Here is a 17,441-nt window from a genome sequence, read left to right on the forward strand (position 1 = left end):
CATGTCGCCGATGACGAAGAGGATGAAGATCCACAGGCCGACGAACGACCAGTACTGGAAGAACCTGATGGGGATGAACGTTGCCACGATGACGATGACCATCATCGGCATGACGAACTCGCCCAGGTGCCACCCGGCATCCACGAAGTCACGCACGAACTTGCGCTGCGGACCCTTGTCCCGCGCGGGAAGGTAGCGCTCGTCGCCGGCGGCCATGCCGAGGCGCGCCTTGTCGCGGGCCGCGGCGAGGTCGGCGCGGGCCCGGGCCTTGGCCTCTTTGGTGTCGGCCACGAGGGGTCGCTTGCGCGCGGCCTCCTGCTCGGCGCGCGTCGGGGTCGCGCGCCCCTTGCCGGCGGCGTTCGCCTCGGCTTGCGCGTCGGCGGGGACGGGGGCAGCGGGTGTCTTGGCCACGGCGGAACCTCAAAGTCTCGAAAGGGAAGCACCTTAAGATTACCCGCATGACCTCTGCGCAGCTCCCCCTCGACCACGCTGTCCGCGCTGCGGCCGTCGCGGGCATCCCCACGGCCCTCGCCGACCTGGGCGCGCTCGTGCGCATCCCCTCGATCGCGTGGCCGGCGTTCGACCTCGATCAGGTGGCCAGGAGCGCCGAGGCCGTCGCCGGGCTGGCCGAGCGCACGGGCGTGTTCGACAGCGTCCGTGTGCTGACGGCCGCCATCCCCGGCACCGGCGAGCACGGGCGTCCCGCGGTGCTCGCGACGCGCGCGGCGCGCAACGGGCGGCCCACGGTGCTGCTCTACGCGCACCACGATGTGCAGCCCACCGGCGACGACGCGCTGTGGGAATCGCCGCCCTTCGAGCCGACCCTTCGCGGTGGTCGGCTGTACGGGCGCGGCGCGGCCGACGACAAGGCCGGCGTCATGGCGCACATCGCCGCCCTGAGGGCGCTCAAAGAGACGATCGGCGACGACCTCGACCTCGGCATCGTGCTCTTCATCGAGGGCGAGGAGGAGTTCGGCTCCCGCTCGTTCGGGCAGTTCCTCTCCGACAACAGGGAAGCGCTCCGCTCGGATGTCATCGTCGTCGCCGACTCGGGAAACTGGGACTCCGAGACCCCCGCATTGACCGTCACGCTCCGCGGCAACGCGCGCTTCACGCTGAAGGTGCGCACCCTCGAGCACGCTTCGCACTCCGGGATGTTCGGGGGAGCGGTGCCCGACGCGATGCTCGCGACGATCACGCTGCTGGCGACGCTGTGGGACGAGAACGGCTCGGTCGCCGTCGAGGGAATGACGACGAGGGATGCCGAGACGCCCGAGTACACGGAGGAGACCCTCCGCGACGAGGCCGGGCTGCTGCCGGGCGTCGCGCCGATCGGCGACGGAACGATCCTCGGGCGGATCTGGAACAAGCCCTCGATCACGGTCACCGGAATCGACGCGACGAGCGTCGAGGCGGCATCCAACACCCTCGCTCCCGAGATCTCGGTCGTCGTGAGCGCGCGCGTCGCGCCCGGGCAGAAGGCCACCGAGGCCTACGCGGCCATCGAAGCGCACCTTCGGGCGCACGCGCCGTTCGGCGCCGAGCTGACGTTCTCCGACGTCGACTGCGGCGACGGCTTCCTCGTCGACACCGACGGCTGGGCGGTGGATGCCGCGCACGACGCCATGCGCGACGGCTACGGCGTCGAGCCCGTCGACATCGGGGTCGGCGGCTCCATCCCGTTCATCGCCGACCTCGTGCGCGAGTTCCCCCGCGCGCAGATCCTCGTCACCGGGGTGGAGGACCCGCACTCGCGCGCGCACAGCCCCAACGAGTCGCTGCACCTCGACACCTTCCGGCACGCGGTGATGACCGAGGCGCTCCTGCTATCACGCCTGAACGCACGAACCGCGCCGTAGAAGGCCCTTCTCCGGGTGGGGAAGGTAGAATCGGGGCAACGGCCGGATCTGGCCCGGACCACGAGGAGAGTCATGACCGACACGACCCTTGCCGCTGACGCGGTCACCCGCGCCCACGGTGTGAGCCTCACCGACGCCGCGGCCGCCAAGGTGAGAAGCCTGCTCGAGCAGGAGGGCCGCGACGACCTGCGTCTGCGCGTCGCCGTTCAGCCGGGTGGATGCTCCGGCCTGATCTATCAGCTCTACTTCGACGAGCGCTACCTCGATGGCGACGAGACGGTCGATTTCGATGGCGTCGAGGTGATCGTCGACAACATGAGCGTCCCGTACCTCGACGGTGCGGCGATCGACTTCAAGGACACGATCTCGGAGCAGGGTTTCACGATCGACAACCCGAATGCGGCGGGCAGCTGCGCCTGCGGCGACAGCTTCCACTGACGCTTCCGCGACCCGGTCCCCGCGCGCACCCGCACGCCCTGGGACCCGTTTGACGTCGGCCACCGACACGGTCGAGCCTGGGCCCTTGGCCTGAATCGCCCGTGAGGTTGCCCTAGACTTGGGACTGTCCCATCCGCGTCCCGAAAGGTGCACCGTGCCCCTGAAACGCCGCCTCCGCTGGGCCGCCATCCCCGTCGGGATCGCGGCGGCTGCAGCCCTCGCAGGTTGCACGCCGCAGGAGCTTCACGGCTTCCTTCCCGGCTTCGTCGAGGACGGGACGCCCGCCACCAACCACACCGACATGATCGCCGGCCTGTGGGTCAACTCGTGGATCGTGCTCCTGGTCGTGGGTGTCATCACGTGGGGGCTGATGCTATGGGCGATGATCGCCTACCGCCGCCGCAAGGGGCAGGTCGGACTGCCCGTCCAACTGCGCTACAACATGCCGATCGAGATCTTCTACACGCTCGTTCCGCTCATCCTCGTGCTGGGCTTCTTCGCCTTCACGGCGCGCGATCAGACGATCCTCGAGACCCAGTACGAAGACCCCGACGTGTCGATCGTCGCGATCGGCAAGCAGTGGGCATGGGACTTCCAGTACAACGGCGAAGACGAGGACGAGGCCGACGCGGTCTGGTCGATGGGCGTCCAGGCGGTTCCCGCCGCGGACGGCGACCGCGACGAGTCGAAGCTTCCCACGCTCTACCTGCCGGTCAACAAGACGGTCCAGATCCAGCTCGAGTCGCGCGATGTCATCCACTCCTTCTGGATCATCGACTTCCTGTACAAGAAAGACATGTACATCGGCCGCGACAACCTGTGGTCGTTCACGCCCACGCGTGAGGGCACGTATGCCGGCAAGTGCGCCGAGCTCTGCGGCGAGTACCACTCGGCGATGCTCTTCAACGTCGAGGTCGTCAGTGAGGACGAGTACGAGTCCTACCTCGCCGAGCTGCGCGAAGAGGGCAACACCGGCCCGATCACCGACGCGTACGACCGACTTGGCAACCAGCCCGGTACCGGCGGGAGTTCACGGAACCTCGAGGAGGAAGACTGATCATGGCGACGACTCTTCCGCTGCAAGAGGGTGCCCCTCCGCGCCCGACGACGATGCCGCCCCGGCAGGCGGCCCTGCTCAGCGCTTCGCGCGTCGAGCACAAGGGCAACATCGTGGTCAAGTGGATCACCTCGACCGACCACAAGACGATCGGGTACATGTACCTGATCGCGTCGGTGCTGTTCTTCATGCTCGGCGGCGTGATGGCTCTCATCATCCGCGCCGAGCTCTTCGCCCCGGGCATGCAGGTGCTCCCGACGAAAGAGCAGTACAACCAGCTCTTCACGATGCACGGCACGATCATGCTGCTCATGTTCGCGACGCCGCTCTTCGCCGGGTTCGCGAACGTGATCATGCCACTGCAGATCGGCGCCCCTGATGTCGCGTTCCCGCGTCTGAACGCCTTCGCCTTCTGGCTCTTCCTCTTCGGCTCCACCATCGCCGTCGCCGGCTTCCTGACGCCCCAGGGCGCGGCATCCTTCGGCTGGTTCGCCTATCAACCGCTTGCGAGTGCGACGTTCACGCCCGGCGTCGGCGGCAATCTCTGGATGCTCGGCCTCGGCATGAGCGGCTTCGGAACGATTCTCGGCGCGGTGAACTTCATCACGACGATCATCACGATGCGCGCCCCGGGCATGACGATGTGGCGCATGCCGATCTTCTCCTGGAACACGCTCGTCACGAGCCTCCTGGTGCTGATGGCATTCCCCGTGCTCGCGGCCGCGATCCTCGCCGCCGCCGCCGACCGCGTGCTCGGGGCCCACATCTACGACCCGGCCAACGGCGGAGTGCTGCTCTGGCAGCATCTCTTCTGGTTCTTCGGCCACCCCGAGGTGTACATCATCGCGCTTCCGTTCTTCGGCATCATCTCCGAGATCCTCCCGGTGTTCTCGCGCAAGCCGATCTTCGGGTACAAGACGCTCGTCTACGCGACCATCGCGATCGCCGCGCTGTCGGTGGCCGTCTGGGCGCACCACATGTACGTCACAGGCGCGGTCCTCCTGCCGTTCTTCGCTCTCATGACGATGCTGATCGCCGTTCCCACAGGCGTGAAGATCTTCAACTGGATCGGCACGATGTGGCGCGGTTCGGTGACCTTCGAGACGCCGATGCTGTTCTCGCTGGGCTTCCTCATCTCGTTCGTCTTCGGTGGTCTGACCGGCGTCATCCTCGCGTCGCCGCCGCTGGATTTCGCGCTCTCGGACTCGTACTTCGTCGTCGCGCACTTCCACTACGTGGTGTTCGGCACCGTCGTCTTCGCGATGTTCGCCGGGTTCTACTTCTGGTGGCCGAAGTGGACCGGCCGCATGCTCAACGAGCGCCTCGGCTACCTGCACTTCTGGCTGCTGTTCATCGGCTTCCACATGACGTTCCTCATCCAGCACTGGCTGGGCGTCGACGGAATGCCCCGCCGCTACGCGGACTACGCGGCTCAGGATGGCTGGACCTGGCAGAACCAGGTGTCCACGGTGGGCGCCATGATCCTCGGCCTGTCGATGCTCCCGTTCCTGCTGAACGTATGGATCACGGCGCGCAAGGCGCCGCGTGTCACTGTCAACGACCCGTGGGGCTATGGCGCATCACTGGAGTGGGCCACGTCGTGCCCGCCGCCGCGCCACAACTTCACGTCGATCCCGCGCATCCGCAGCGAGCGCCCGGCGTTCGACCTGAACCACCCCGAGGCCGGCGTTCCGGTCGGCGTCGGGCCGGCGAAGGACGCCCCCGATGCGCCGGTTGTCGATCTCGAGACGAAAGTGGTGAAGTAGCGTGCGCTCCAACACCAACCTGTGGTGGCTGCTCGCGGCCTTCTTCGGCCTCATGGGGGTCGTCTACACGGCGTGGAACATCCTCGCCCACCCCGACCTGCCGCTCGCGAACCAGATCGAGTGGGTCGGCACGGTGGCCCTCTTCTTCACCGCCTTCATGGCGATCCTCGTGGCGTTCTACCTCGGCCGCGTCCACAAGGCGCAGGGCGGCGAGCTGCCGGAGGACATCCTCACGGCAGACATCGATGACGGCGATCCCGAGCTGGGTGAGTTCAGCCCGTGGTCGTGGTGGCCCATCGTGCTCGCGTTCTCCGCGGCGCTCGGCATGATCGGGCTCGCCGTCGGCGCCTGGATGTTCCCGATCGGCCTGGTCGTGTTCGTCGTCGCGATCGTCGGCTGGGTCTTCGAGTACTACCGCGGCTACTTCGCGCGCTGAGCGTCAGCTCAGCACGCGCACGATGCGGCCGACGCGCGCCGCGGGCCCGTGAGCGGATCGACCTCGCGGCGGTGCACGCCTGACCCGTCTTCGATCGGGTAGCCCTCCCGGGCCCAGTATTCGAACCCGCCGATCATCTCCTTGACCGAGTAGCCCAACAGGCTCAGCTCGAGGGCGGCCTTGACGCCCCCGTTGCAACCGGGGCTCCAGCAGTAGACGACGACCGGCACGCCCCCGGGGAGTTCCCGCTGCGCCCGCTCGGCGATTTCGCGGGTCGGCATGTGGATGGCCCCGGCGGCGTGCCCCTGTGCCCACGCCGCTTCGCTGCGTGAGTCGAGCAGCACGAACGCCTCGCCCGCCTGCTGTGCGGTGTAGACGTCCGAGGCGTCGGTCTCGAACCGCAGGCGGCGCCCGAAGAATTCGGCGGCCTGGATCGGGGAGGCGTCGGTCTGTGCTGTGGCGTGCGGGAGCGTCGAGGTCATGGCTTCAGCCTACGAAGCGGAGCAGCAACCCATCGCGCGCTTCAGCGGACAACCGTGGCGCGATTTCCGCCACAAGCGAGCGGGGCGCCGCCACCGCGGGAACGACGGATGCCTCGGCCGCCGATGAGGGCGGGCCGAGGCATCGGTCGTTCTTTCCGGAGTCAGGAGTCCTTGGACTTCTTCTCTTTCTTGACGGGCTTGTCGTCACCGCTCTCCGCGACGAGCACGTTCGAGGGACGGTTGCCTGTCTCGGTGACCTTCACCTCATCGGGCGCGACGGCGTCGGGAAGACCGGCGCGCTCGTGGGCGCCGTGGATCTCCTCGGCCTCTTCGTGCGCGATGTGATCGAGCGAGTGGTGCTGGTGGGCGACGGCGGCCTCGAGCTCGGTCGCGCTGAGCGGGGCGAGGCGGTCCTCGAAGAACCAGCGCGACAGCGATGCGCGGACGTTCTCGTACCAGGGGATGCGCCCCTGCGAGTTCGGACGCACGATGAGCGGCTCGTACGACTCGACATCGACCAGGCGCCAGCGCTCGTAGGCGTCGACGGGCTGATGCACCTCGATGTACTCGCCACCGGGCAGACGGACGATGCGGCCGGATTCATAGCCGTGCAGGGCGATCTCGCGGTCCTTCTTCTGGAGCGCAAGGCAGATGCGCTTCGTCACGAAGTAGGCGAGCACCGGCCCGATGAAGAGCAGCGCCTGGAGGGTGTGGATGACCCCCTCCATCGTCAGCCAGAAGTGCGTGGCGATGATGTCGGATGCGGCAGCGGCCCACAGCACGGCGTAGAAGGTGACCCCGGCAGCGCCGATCGCGGTGCGCGTCGCGGCATTGCGCGGGCGCTGGGCGATGTGGTGCTCCCGCTTGTCGCCGGTGACCCACGCCTCGATGAAGGGGTAGATCATGACGAGCACGATGAAGAGCCCGATCACCGCGAGCGGAAGGATGATGTTCCACGACCACGTGTGGCCGAAGAGCACCGTCTCGAGGTGCGGCGGAACGAGGCGCAGCCCGCCGTCGGCGAACCCGATGTACCAGTCCGGCTGAGTACCGGCCGACACGGGGGAGGGGTCGTACGGACCGTAGTTCCACACCGGGTTGATCGTGAACAGCGAAGCGATCAAGACGATCACACCGAAGACGATGAACAGGAAGCCGCCCATCTTCGACATGTAGATCGGCATCATCGGATAGCCCACCACGTTGGTGTTCGTGCGGCCGGGACCGGCGAACTGGGTGTGCTTGTTGATGACCATGAGCATCAGGTGCACACCGACGAGGGCGACGACGAGCGCGGGCAGCAGCAGGATGTGCAGCGTGTAGAGGCGCCCCACGATCTCTGTGCCGGGGAACTCCCCGCCGAAGAGCAGGAACGACGTCCACGTGCCGATGACCGGGATGCCCTTGACCATGCCGTCGATGATGCGGAGGCCGTTGCCAGAGAGCAGGTCATCGGGCAGCGAGTATCCGGTGAAGCCCTCGGCCATCGCCAGGATGAACAGCACGAAGCCGATCACCCAGTTGAGCTCGCGGGGCTTGCGGAACGCTCCCGTGAAGAAGATGCGCAGCATGTGCAGGCCGATGCCGGCGACGAAGACGAGCGCGGCCCAGTGGTGGATCTGGCGCACCAGGAGCCCGCCGCGGATGTCGAACGACAGCGTCAGCGTCGATTCGAGGGCGGCCGACATCTCGAGACCGCGCATCGGCGCGAAGTTGCCGGTGTAGTGCGTCTCGACCATCGACGCCTGGAAGAAGAACGTCAGGAATGTGCCCGAGAGCAGCACGACGACGAAGCTCCACAGCGCGATCTCCCCGAGCATGAACGACCAGTGGTCGGGGAAGATCTTGCGACCCAGCTCCTTGACGAATCCGGAGAGGCTGGTGCGCTCGTCGATGTAGTTCGACGCGGCACCGACGAACCGGCCACCGAGCGGCTTCTCACGCTCGGGGACGACGGCCTTCTCGTCACTTACCGTTGCGGTACTCAATGGCGCTCCCAGAAGCTCGGGCCGACGGGCTCGTGGAAGTCACTCTGGGCGATGAGGTATCCCTCGTCGTCCACGGTGATCGGAAGCTGCGGCAAGGGACGTGCGGCGGGGCCGAAGATGACCGCCGCGTGGTTCGTGACGTCGAACTGCGACTGGTGGCAGGGGCAGAGCAGGTTGTGCGTCTGCTGCTCGTACAGTGCGACGGGGCAGCCGACGTGCGTGCAGACCTTGGAGTAGGCGACGATGCCGTCGTACGACCATCCGGCCCGCTCGGGAGTCTCGTTGAGGTCCTCGGGCAGGAGGCGCATCAGGAGGACGATGGCCTTCGCCTTCGCCTCGAGGTAGCCGTCGCTGTGGCTGAGCTCGGCGAGCGATTCGGGGATGACGTGCACGGCCGAGCCGAGGGTGAGATCGGCAGCACGGATGGGCGTGCCCTCGGGGTCGTGCGCGAGGCGCATGCCCTTGGTCCACATCGTGTGGCTGAGCAGTTCGACGGGATTCTCGTCCATCGGGGCGAGACCGCGGAAGAGCGTGATTCCGGGGAGTACGGAAGCGGCGAGGGCGGCGATGAGCGAGTTGCGGATGACGGTGCGCCGGCCGAAGCCGGACTCGTCGTTCGCGTCGGAGAAGGCCTGGACCGCAGCGGCACGCGTCGAGTCGCGCCCCCGCGTCGGGTGCCGGTACTCGATGTGCTCCTTGTCGGACATGATGGCTTTCGACCAGTGGATCGCGCCCACGCCGATGGCGAGGAGCGCGAGGCCGATGCCGAGCCCGATGAAGAGGTTGTTGTCGCGGACCGCGAGGATCTGGCCGCTCTCGATCGGGAAGATCATGTAGGCCGCGATGGCCCAGATGCTGGCCGCGACCGAGAGGTAGAAGAGCGTGTACACCGTGCGCACGGCGTTCTTCATCGCCCGGGGATCCTGATCGGTTGCTCGCTCGCGGTGCGCGGGGAGTCCGGGGTTCTCCACGGGGTCGGGAGTCGCGACTACCAGGCCCGGCGAGGGCTGGTATGCCCTGTCGAGACTGTGCGCGTCGTCCTCGTGTGCCATTGCTCTCCTCGTGCGTCCTCTTCGTGAAATGAATGCGTCAGTTGGACTTCGCCGTGATCCACACGGTGAACGCGACCATCGCGCCGATGCCGAAGATCCAGATGAAGAGACCCTCCGACACGGGTCCGAGCGAGCCGAGTGAGAAGCCGCCCGGTGAGGGGTTCTCCTGCATCCAGAGCAGCGACGAGATGATGTCGCGCTTGTCTTCGGCGGTGAGGGTCAGGTCGTTGAAGACCGGCATGTTCTGCGGCCCGGTGACCATGGCGGCGTACATGTGCAGCGCGCTCGTGCCGGTCAGGGCCGGGGCGTACTTGCCCTCGGTGAGCGCGCCGCCCGCCGCGGCGACGTTGTGGCACATGGCGCAGTTGATGCGGAACAGCTCGGCACCGCGCGCGACGTCGCCCTCGCCGTCGATGATCTCGTCGTCGGGGAACTCCGGGCCCGGCGCGACCGACTGCACGTAGTCGGCCATCGCCAACGCCTGCTCCTCGGTGAACTGCGGCGGCTTCTGGGGTGCCTGCGGTCCCTGCATCTGCAGCGGCATGCGACCGGTCGACACCTGGAACTCGACGGCGAGGGCGCCGGCGCCGTACAGCGACGGGCCGTTCTGGGTGCCCTGCAGGTCGAGGCCGTGGCACGTGGCGCAGTTGGCCTGGAACAGCTTCTTGCCGTCTTCGACCGTCAGCGCGGACGCGACGCTGGGCTGCTCCGTGGAGGCGGCGACCGCCGCCGATGCACCGGCGTAGATGCCTCCGGTCAGGAGCAGGCCGATGCCGATGAGCGCGGCTGCGGCGAGGGGGCTTCGACGGCCGTTCGCCCGTCGCTTCTTCTCTCGTGCCATGTCGTGGATCCGCTCCGCTCTCTATTTCAGGAAGTAGATGACGAGGAACAGCGCGATCCAGACCACGTCGACGAAGTGCCAGTAGTACGACACGACGATCGCGGTCGTCGCTTCCTTGTGCCGGAAGTTCTTCACGGCGTAGGCCCGGCCGATGACGAGGAGGAAGGCCAGCAGGCCGCCCGTCACGTGCAGGGCGTGGAAGCCGGTCGTCAGATAGAAGGCCGACGCGTAGGAGTCGGAGTTGATGGGCATGCCCTCGGTGACCAGCTGGGCGTACTCCCAGACCTGGCCCGACACGAAGATGGCGCCCAGCGCGAAGGTGAGGAAGAACCACTCGACCATGCCCCAGCCGAGCCACCCGCGCTTGCGCACGGAGTAGGGCTGGAAGCGCTCGGCGGCGAAGACACCCATCTGGCACGTGACCGACGACAGCACCAGGATGATGGTGTTGACCGTCGCGTAAGGGATGTTCAGCAGCTCGGTGCGCTCGGCCCACAACTCCGGGGACGTGCTGCGGAGTGTGAAGTAGATCGCGAACAGCCCGGCGAAGAACATGACTTCGCTGCCGAGCCACACGATCGTGCCGACGGCGACCGGATCGGGTCGCTTGATCTGTCGTGCCACAGGGGCATAGGTCGCTGAGGTCGTCACATCCCCATTATGGCCGATGGAAAGCCGCGGGTTTTGCATCCGAGGGTCTCGTTTTGGCCCGCTCCGGGGTTAGGCAAGCCTAAGAATCGGCTGGGAGCCGGCCGCCAACCCGCTGAATACGCGGCGGCGGGGCGAAGACGGCTCACGCACGGGGCGAGCCCCGTTTCGCGGGGGCGGCGGGCACGGTCCTTCGACGTCGAACCGTCTCGCGCTTTCCACGTGGATAGGATCGCAATCATGCCCGAGCACCTCTCCTGGCCCGATCTCCTCGCGTCGCTCCTGAAGGGTGAAGACCTGAGCGTCTCGGAGTCCACTTGGGCGATGCGCCAGGTGATGGCGGGGGAGGCCACGCCGTCGCAGCTGGCCGGTTTCCTGATCGCGCTGCGCGCCAAGGGGGAGACCGTCGACGAGATCGTCGGCTTCCGCGACGCGATCCTCGAGGCGGCCCTTCCGCTGCCGGTCGACCCCAACGTGCTCGACATCGTCGGCACGGGCGGTGACCGCTTCGGAACGGTGAACGTCTCCACGATGTCGGCGATCGTCGCGGCATCCACCGGCGTGCCGGTCGTCAAACACGGCAACCGCGCGGCGAGTTCGTCGTCCGGGGCGTCCGACGTGCTGGCGGCGCTGGGTCTCGACCTGACGCTCTCCCCGGACGCCGTCGCCGAGACGCTCCACCGCACCGGCATCACGTTCGCGTTCGCATCCGCGTTCCATCCCGGGTTCCGGCACGCCGGACCGACCCGCGCAGAGCTCGGCGTGCCGACGGTCTTCAACTTCCTCGGGCCCCTCTGCAACCCCGCGCGCGCCGAGGCGAACGCCGTCGGCGTGGCCCACCTCGATCGCGTGCCGCTCATCACGGGCGTGTTCCAGACCCGCGGCGCGACCGCGCTCGTCTTCCGCGGCGACGACGGGCTCGACGAGCTCACGACGACCGGGCACAGCAGGGTGTGGGAGGTCAGCCGCGGCGACGTGCACGAGCACGATCTCGATCCGCGTGATCTCGGCATCCCGTTCGCCGACATCGACGACCTGCGCGGCGGCGACCCCGCCCACAACGCCGAGGTCGTGCGCCGCGTGCTCGAGGGTGAGCCGGGGCCGGTGCGCGACATCGTGCTGCTCAACACGGCGGCGGGCCTCGTCGCCTTCCGCCTCTCCCAGGATGCCGCGCAGGTGCACCGGCCGATCCTCGAACGACTCGCGGAGGCGCGGGATGCCGCGGCCGCGGCGATCGATGACGGATCGGCGCAGGCGAAGCTCCAGGCGTGGGTCGAGACCAGCCGGTCGTTCGCGGCCTGATCGCCGCATCCGGTCCTCCGGGAGCGGCATCCGGCGCCGCCCTGGCGTCGCATCCGAACCCGGCGATAGCGTGAGCCCATGCATCCGATCGATGCGCTGAACGAGATCGCGTACCTGCTCGAGCGCGAGCGGTCGTCGAGGTACAAGTCGAAGGCCTTCCGCACCGCCGCCGACGCGATCGCAGCGCTGCCGCCCGAGGTGCTGAACGACCCCGAACGGCTTCGCCGGACGAAGGGGATCGGCGACTCGACGTACGCGGTCATCCGCCAGGCGATCGACGGAGACGTCCCGGCCTATCTCGTCGACCTCCGGGAACGGGTGGGCGCCGCGGGACGCACGGAACTGCGCACCAAGCTGCGCGGCGATCTGCATTCGCACAGCGACTGGTCGGACGGGACGACCACGATCGAGCTCATGGTCGACAGCGCCCGCCGGCTCGGCCACGAATACCTGGCGCTGACCGACCACTCTCCCCGGCTGCGCGTCGCGAACGGGCTCTCGCCGGATCGGCTGCGCGAGCAGCTCGGGGTGGTCGCCGGTCTCTCCGGGGAGGGATTCACGCTGCTCTCCGGCATCGAGGTCGACATCCTGGAGGACGGCGAGCTGGATCAGGAGCCCGAGCTGCTCGATCGACTCGACATCGTCGTGGCCTCGGCGCACTCCAAGCTGCGGATGGACGCGGGCCCGATGACCCGGCGACTCGTGACGGCGGTGTCGGATCCGCATGTCGACGTGCTCGGGCACGTCACCGGGCGCCTCGTCGAGGGGGCGCGGGGAACCCGACCGCAGTCGACGTTCGATGCGCGGGCCGTGTTCGAGGCGTGCGCCGAGAACGGCGTCGCCGTGGAGATCAATTCGCGCCCCGAGCGACAGGACCCGCCCGACGAACTCATCGCGATCGCGCTCGAGATCGGATGCCTCTTCTCCATCGATTCGGACGCGCACGCGCCCGGCCAGCTCTCACTCATCGACTACGGCGCCGAGAGGGCCGAGCGGGCGGGCGTGCCGGCGGAGCGCATCGTCACGACATGGCCGCTCGAGCGGCTCCGCGCGTGGGCGCACGGGGGCGGCGCGGAGCGCGGGGGCGTGTGAGCCGTGTGAGCACTGTGGAGCGCGGGGGCGTGTGAGCACTGCGGAGCGCGGGTGAGTACCGCGGAGCCCGGGTTGCGTGCGGGTCAGCCGCCGAACGCGGCGATCACGCGGTCGACGGGCGATGCGAGGTTGTGCGATGCGGCGAGAGCCGTGAGCTGCGCCCGTGCCGCCTCGTCCGGCGGGGCGATGACCGAGTCGAACGTGCCCAGGTCGAGATCGCGCACCACGGCGACGACGGTGGGTGCGACCTCGAGGTACGCGGCGGAGGAGACGATCTTCGACTGGAGCCCCGCCGACATCCCCTCACCGGCGGCGGCGGCCGCGACGATGCCCTGGAGGTCGCCGTGTGCGGCGAGCAGGGTCGCGGCTGTCTTCTCGCCGATTCCGGCCACGCCCGGCAGGCCGTCGGACGCGTCGCCGCGCAGCGTCGCGAAGTCGGCGTACTGGCTGGGCAGCACGCCGTACTTGCCCACCACGACCGACTCGGTGACGAGTTCGAGGTTGCTCATGCCGCGGGCGGTATAGATCACGCGGACGGCGCGCGCGTCATCCACCAGCTGAAAGAGATCGCGGTCGCCGGTGACGATGTCGACGGGCAGCGTCGCCTGGGAGGCGAGGCTGCCGATGATGTCGTCGGCCTCGTGGTGGGGTCGGCCGACGATCGGGATGCCGAGGGCATCGAGCACCGCGCGGATCGTGGGGATCTGCACCTCGAGCGGGTCGGGGGTCTCTTCGATGTCCGGTCCGCCGACGACGACCTCCGCGACGCGATGCGTCTTGTAGGTGGGGATGAGATCGACGCGCCACTGCGGGCGCCAGTCGTCGTCCCAGCACGCGACGAGGTGGGTCGGCTCGTAGGTCGTGACGAGCCGCGTGATGATGTCGAGCAGTCCGCGCACGGCATTGACCGGAGTGCCGTCGGCCGCTCTGACGGTGTCGGGCACCCCGTAGAACGCGCGGAAATAGAGGGAGGCGGTGTCAAGCAGCATGAGGCGGTCGGTCACGCGCCCATCCTGGCACGGGCTGCCGACGCGAGTGGGGCGGATCGGCGAGCGCGGTCAGATGACGAGCGGCAGCGCCATGCCGAGCGCCGAGATCCCCATCGCGGCGTACTGCACCCTGTCGAGGCGCCTGGTGCGTGCGGTCCGGGCGGCCGCGACGACGGATGCCGCGCCGTAGGCCGCCGATGCGATCGCGGCGCCCAGGACGAACGCGCCGAGCGAGGGCCCGTGGTGCGCGATGCCGTCGGAATGCGGGCTCATCAGGGCGACGAGCACGGCCATCACGACGAGCCCGAGATTCGTGTGCAGGGTCATCCCGGTCGATGGCATGGCATCGGCATCCGCATGCGTCGCCGCACGCCGGCCGCGCACCGCTGCGACCGCCATCGCCGCGATAAGGAGTATCTCCGCCCACAGCACGGCGGGAACCGCCGGGTGGGTGCGGGACGAGTCGAGCATCGCCAGCAGCATGAGCACGGATGCGGCGAGCTCGGGCACCCGCGCCCGCCGGCGATCGGCTGCCAGACAGCAGGCGCCGAGCGCGGCGGGCGCGAGCGCCCAGGTGTGGAGCGCCTCCGTCATCGACTCAGTGGTGGTGCGCGTCCGCCGACGGCGCCGCGCAGTGGTCGGACTCGGCCGGCGCCGGCACGTTGAGGGCTGGGTTCCGCTCGAAGAAGTTGTAGGGCTTGAGCGTGAATCCGGCGTAGTCCATCGGCATGACGGGCCAGTCCTCATTGCGCGGGAAGTGCGTCAGCCCGAACGTGTGCCAGAGCACGACGTCTTCGCCGATGAGCGGCTCGTCGCCCGCGATGAAGGCAGTGATGCCGTCGCCCCCGGGATTCTGGTTGACGAAGTCGCCTGCCGCGTACCGCTCGGCGGGGTCGTACTTCGTGACGAACAGGTGCTTCGTGGCGAACTCGGCTCGCTTCGCGATCGAGGACGAGGGATCTGCGAGCAGGGTCGGCGTCTCGGTCGGAAAGAGCACGTAGGAGGTCGGCTGCGCGAGGCCGGTCGTCTTCTCGGTCGACGCGATCTGCCAGACGCGGTTCGCGGCGCCGTCGGCGACGCGCCCGCTCACGGCCTCCGAGGCGATCGGGGTGACCCTCTTCGTGAAGGCGTTGCCGGCGGGGTTGGCCTCCGAGATCGGCAGGCGCACGGCATCCACTTCGTTCACCACGTTGGCCACTCCGTCGACGGTCATGTCGAGCCGGGCCGAGAAGAGGTGCTGGTGGTATGGAGCGCCGAGCCCGGGCGCGACCTGCGATGCGAACGGGTAGGCGGTGCCGTCGGCCGCGTCGCCGGGGAACGACGACGTGAACAGGATGCCGGTGAGCTTCGCCTCGCACTCGATCGTGCCGTCGAGGTAGAGGTACCAGTAGAACCCGTAGTCGTAGTTTCCGACGGTCGTGAAGAACGAGATCACGAGGCGGCGGGAGCGCCGCACCTCGTGCGAGCCGGTGAAGAGGTCCGTGTGCTTCCAGAGCGTGCCGAAGTCCTCCTCGTGCATGCAGATGCCGTTCTCGATCACCCGCGGGAGCCCGAGCTCGTCGGGGAGAACGGCGTCGAAGTACGTGATCTCGCCGACGCAGTCGCACCCGAGCGCGAGGGAGTTCGTGTAGCGGCCGAACATGTACTCGCCGGTGTCGAAGTAGTTCTGCCAGAAGCGGTTCGGCGCGGGGTCGGCATACGGCACGAGCATCTCGCTGATCGATCCGCGGTACATCACCGGGCGGTCCACACCCTTGTCGGCGAACGACAGCTCGCGCAGGATGAGGCCCTCGCGCATGTCGAATCCGATCCGCAGCCTCCAGTTGCCCCACTCGATCTGCTCGCCGTCCACCGAGAAGCTCGGGCCTTCCGGCTGCGTGATGACGATGGGCTTGAGCCCGGCGAGCGGCTCCCCCTGCACCGCCGGGTCATCGAAGTTGCCGCTCGTGGCCGGCACCTCGAAGCCGGGAGTGTCGATGATCCTGGTGACCTTGCGGGCCGCCGTGTCGATGTAGGCGGTCAGGCCGTCGACGGGGTGCGCCCACGGGTGGTCGGCGGGGTGGTCCATCCGGAACGCGAAGGAGCGGATGATGCGGCGGCCGCGTTCCTCCTCGAAGCCGTAGTGCCCCGCCGAGAGGGGCACGGCCACGACCTCGTCGACGGTGAGGCCGCGCGCGGCGAGGGCCGCGATCCATCTCTCGTCCTCGGCGAGGATGAGACCGACATCCTCGAACTCCGCGTCGAGGATCGGCAGCTGGCCCGTGGAGCCGTCGAGCACGTTCTGGCTCACGAGCGCGCCCGTCGCGAGCGAGAGCACCGTGTCGGTCGAGCGGCCGGTCGCCATGTCGAGCAGCTGCACCCGGGCGCGCCGGTCGGGGAGCGGCCCGATGCCCGCCTCCCACGCCAGCACGTCGCTCTTCGCGGGCTCCTCCAGCCCGACGTATGCGAAGCGGACGGTGTCGGCGAAGGCTTCGAAACCGAGGGCGACGGTGCGGACGGCCTCGATCTCGGCGGTGCTGAGCGATGCCAGGGGGTGCGCAGGTGCGGGGGGCGCGGCGTAGCCGGTCGGCGCCTGGATGTCGGTGATGGTCATGGATGCTCCTTGGATGTGTGTCGCGTGTGCGGCGGGGAGGGGATCGGACGCAGCGTCACGCGGACGCTGCCGGTGGAATCCACGCCGGCTCAGCCGGCGATGCTGTCGGTGAGCTTCGCGTAGGCGGCGGGTCGACGCTTTCTGATCCAGGCGGCCTGCACGTACCCGATCGCGGGAACGATGACGATGAGCGAGAGCAGGAACCAGCTGACCCAGCCGAAGACGGGGGCGCCGGCTGCGTCGACGTCGCCGACCATGATCGGGAAGTACGCCGTGATGAGCACCGCCGAGGCCACCAGCCCGATCAGACCGAGCGCGGGGGCGATGGCGGTGTTCCAGGGGCGGGGGTCCGCCTTCGTCTTCGCGAAGTAGACGATGACCGCGACCGACGTGACCGCCATCAGGATCGCGATGGCGAGAGTGGCGACCCCGGCGAACCACGTGAAGACCTGCAGCACGGGGTCGAGATTGAACGCCGCGAAGACGCCGATCAGCACGAGAGCGGTGACGGTCTGCACGAGCGAGGACACGTGCGGGGAGAGGTGCCGCGCGTGCACACCGGCGAGCCGGTCGGGGAGCACGCCCGCGTTCGCCATCGAGTGCTGGTAGCGCGTGATGACATTGTGGAAGGAGAGCACGCACGCGAACATCGCGGTGATCAGCAGGATGTTGACCCCGACCTCGCCGACGACGCCCAGGTAGCGAGCCATCGTGGTGATGATGAACGTCGCCGGATCCTGCGCGACGACACCGACGACGTTCGACGGACCCCACGCCATGATCAGGGCCCACGACGCCAGGGTGTAGAAGACGCCGATGCCGATCACCGCCGCATAGGTCGCCAGGGGGATCGTCCTGTCGGGGTCGCGAGCCTCGTCGCGGAAGATCGCGGTGGCCT

The 17,441-nt window shown here is 68.4% G+C and carries 17 protein-coding genes; 7 read left to right on the top strand and 10 right to left on the bottom strand.

Annotated elements, in window-relative coordinates; translation table 11 throughout:
- A partial coding sequence (locus tag VNT50_RS06890; RefSeq protein ID WP_325484365.1) for a DUF3043 domain-containing protein occupies positions 1-411 on the bottom strand: 411 nt, incomplete at its 3' end.
- A 47-nt stretch (positions 412-458) separates the two neighbouring features.
- Between VNT50_RS06890 and VNT50_RS06895 the strand changes: the two genes are divergently transcribed.
- From VNT50_RS06895 to VNT50_RS06915, 5 genes are all read left to right on the top strand, one after another.
- Positions 459-1,859, top strand: a complete 1,401-nt coding sequence (locus VNT50_RS06895) for a dipeptidase (protein ID WP_325484366.1) — start codon at positions 459-461, stop codon at positions 1,857-1,859.
- Between the two features lie 72 nt (positions 1,860-1,931).
- Complete coding sequence (gene erpA / locus VNT50_RS06900) at positions 1,932-2,297, top strand: iron-sulfur cluster insertion protein ErpA (protein ID WP_325484367.1); 366 nt, start codon at positions 1,932-1,934, stop codon at positions 2,295-2,297.
- Between the two features lie 154 nt (positions 2,298-2,451).
- Positions 2,452-3,354 carry an aa3-type cytochrome oxidase subunit II gene (gene ctaC, locus VNT50_RS06905; protein WP_325484368.1) on the top strand — a complete coding sequence of 301 codons (903 nt, stop codon included), beginning with the start codon at positions 2,452-2,454 and terminating at the stop codon, positions 3,352-3,354.
- A gap of 2 nt (positions 3,355-3,356) precedes the next feature.
- On the top strand, positions 3,357-5,120 hold the full coding sequence (ctaD, locus tag VNT50_RS06910) for an aa3-type cytochrome oxidase subunit I (RefSeq protein ID WP_325484369.1): 1,764 nt from the start codon (positions 3,357-3,359) through the stop codon (positions 5,118-5,120).
- 1 nt (position 5,121) lies between these two features.
- Positions 5,122-5,556 (top strand): cytochrome c oxidase subunit 4, encoded by a 435-nt coding sequence (locus tag VNT50_RS06915; protein ID WP_325484370.1) that lies wholly within the window; start codon positions 5,122-5,124, stop codon positions 5,554-5,556.
- Positions 5,557-5,564: 8 nt separating this feature from the next.
- Here VNT50_RS06915 and VNT50_RS06920 read toward each other — a convergent pair whose 3' ends face one another.
- The 5 genes from VNT50_RS06920 to ctaE form a co-directional block, all read right to left on the bottom strand.
- Positions 5,565-6,038 carry a rhodanese-like domain-containing protein gene (locus VNT50_RS06920; protein ID WP_325484371.1) on the bottom strand — a complete coding sequence of 158 codons (474 nt, stop codon included), beginning with the start codon at positions 6,036-6,038 and terminating at the stop codon, positions 5,565-5,567.
- A gap of 161 nt (positions 6,039-6,199) precedes the next feature.
- Positions 6,200-8,026 carry a cytochrome bc1 complex cytochrome b subunit gene (gene qcrB, locus VNT50_RS06925; protein ID WP_325484372.1) on the bottom strand — a complete coding sequence of 609 codons (1,827 nt, stop codon included), beginning with the start codon at positions 8,024-8,026 and terminating at the stop codon, positions 6,200-6,202.
- Entirely contained in the window at positions 8,023-9,078 is a 1,056-nt protein-coding gene (qcrA, locus tag VNT50_RS06930; RefSeq protein ID WP_325484373.1) for a cytochrome bc1 complex Rieske iron-sulfur subunit, read from the bottom strand. The genes qcrB and qcrA overlap by 4 nt, the downstream gene beginning before the upstream one ends.
- A 37-nt stretch (positions 9,079-9,115) precedes the next feature.
- A complete protein-coding gene (gene qcrC, locus VNT50_RS06935) occupies positions 9,116-9,919 on the bottom strand; it encodes a cytochrome bc1 complex diheme cytochrome c subunit (protein WP_325484374.1) in 804 nt (267 codons plus the stop codon).
- A 21-nt stretch (positions 9,920-9,940) separates the two neighbouring features.
- Positions 9,941-10,609: an aa3-type cytochrome oxidase subunit III gene (ctaE, locus tag VNT50_RS06940; RefSeq protein WP_325484375.1), complete on the bottom strand. Its 669-nt coding sequence runs from the start codon at positions 10,607-10,609 to the stop codon at positions 9,941-9,943.
- A gap of 198 nt (positions 10,610-10,807) precedes the next feature.
- Between ctaE and trpD the strand changes: the two genes are divergently transcribed.
- Together trpD and VNT50_RS06950 are read left to right on the top strand one after the other, a co-directional pair.
- On the top strand, positions 10,808-11,869 hold the full coding sequence (trpD, locus tag VNT50_RS06945; protein WP_325484376.1) for an anthranilate phosphoribosyltransferase: 1,062 nt from the start codon (positions 10,808-10,810) through the stop codon (positions 11,867-11,869).
- Positions 11,870-11,947: 78 nt separating this feature from the next.
- Complete coding sequence (locus VNT50_RS06950; RefSeq protein WP_325484377.1) at positions 11,948-12,961, top strand: PHP domain-containing protein; 1,014 nt, start codon at positions 11,948-11,950, stop codon at positions 12,959-12,961.
- 83 nt (positions 12,962-13,044) lie between these two features.
- On the opposite strand, the gene VNT50_RS06955 is transcribed toward VNT50_RS06950, so the two are convergent.
- From VNT50_RS06955 to VNT50_RS06970, 4 genes are all read right to left on the bottom strand, one after another.
- Positions 13,045-13,965 (bottom strand): 5'-3' exonuclease, encoded by a 921-nt coding sequence (locus VNT50_RS06955; protein WP_325484378.1) that lies wholly within the window; start codon positions 13,963-13,965, stop codon positions 13,045-13,047.
- 54 nt (positions 13,966-14,019) lie between these two features.
- The gene (locus tag VNT50_RS06960) at positions 14,020-14,544 is read right to left on the bottom strand and encodes a hypothetical protein (RefSeq protein WP_325484379.1); all 525 of its coding nucleotides are present in this window, start codon (positions 14,542-14,544) and stop codon (positions 14,020-14,022) included.
- A 4-nt stretch (positions 14,545-14,548) separates the two neighbouring features.
- On the bottom strand, positions 14,549-16,543 hold the full coding sequence (locus VNT50_RS06965) for a primary-amine oxidase (protein ID WP_325484380.1): 1,995 nt from the start codon (positions 16,541-16,543) through the stop codon (positions 14,549-14,551).
- An 89-nt stretch (positions 16,544-16,632) separates the two neighbouring features.
- A partial coding sequence (locus tag VNT50_RS06970) for an APC family permease (protein ID WP_325484381.1) occupies positions 16,633-17,441 on the bottom strand: 809 nt, incomplete at its 5' end.

The sequence above is a fragment of the Microbacterium sp. genome (assembly GCF_035554235.1).
Classification (GTDB): Bacteria; Actinomycetota; Actinomycetes; order Actinomycetales; family Microbacteriaceae; genus Microbacterium.

Excerpts from the sequence above, each read along its gene's own strand:
- qcrC (WP_325484374.1), bottom strand. The coding sequence starts at position 9,919 with ATGGCACGAGAGAAGAAGCGACGGGCGAACGGCCGTCGAAGCCCCCTC.
- qcrA (WP_325484373.1), bottom strand. The coding sequence starts at position 9,078 with ATGGCACACGAGGACGACGCGCACAGTCTCGACAGGGCATACCAGCCC.
- VNT50_RS06965 (WP_325484380.1), bottom strand. The coding sequence starts at position 16,543 with ATGACCATCACCGACATCCAGGCGCCGACCGGCTACGCCGCGCCCCCC.
- VNT50_RS06950 (WP_325484377.1), top strand. The coding sequence starts at position 11,948 with ATGCATCCGATCGATGCGCTGAACGAGATCGCGTACCTGCTCGAGCGC.
- VNT50_RS06895 (WP_325484366.1), top strand. The coding sequence starts at position 459 with ATGACCTCTGCGCAGCTCCCCCTCGACCACGCTGTCCGCGCTGCGGCC.
- ctaE (WP_325484375.1), bottom strand. The coding sequence starts at position 10,609 with ATGCAAAACCCGCGGCTTTCCATCGGCCATAATGGGGATGTGACGACC.
- trpD (WP_325484376.1), top strand. The coding sequence starts at position 10,808 with ATGCCCGAGCACCTCTCCTGGCCCGATCTCCTCGCGTCGCTCCTGAAG.
- VNT50_RS06920 (WP_325484371.1), bottom strand. The coding sequence starts at position 6,038 with ATGACCTCGACGCTCCCGCACGCCACAGCACAGACCGACGCCTCCCCG.
- VNT50_RS06960 (WP_325484379.1), bottom strand. The coding sequence starts at position 14,544 with ATGACGGAGGCGCTCCACACCTGGGCGCTCGCGCCCGCCGCGCTCGGC.
- ctaD (WP_325484369.1), top strand. The coding sequence starts at position 3,357 with ATGGCGACGACTCTTCCGCTGCAAGAGGGTGCCCCTCCGCGCCCGACG.
- erpA (WP_325484367.1), top strand. The coding sequence starts at position 1,932 with ATGACCGACACGACCCTTGCCGCTGACGCGGTCACCCGCGCCCACGGT.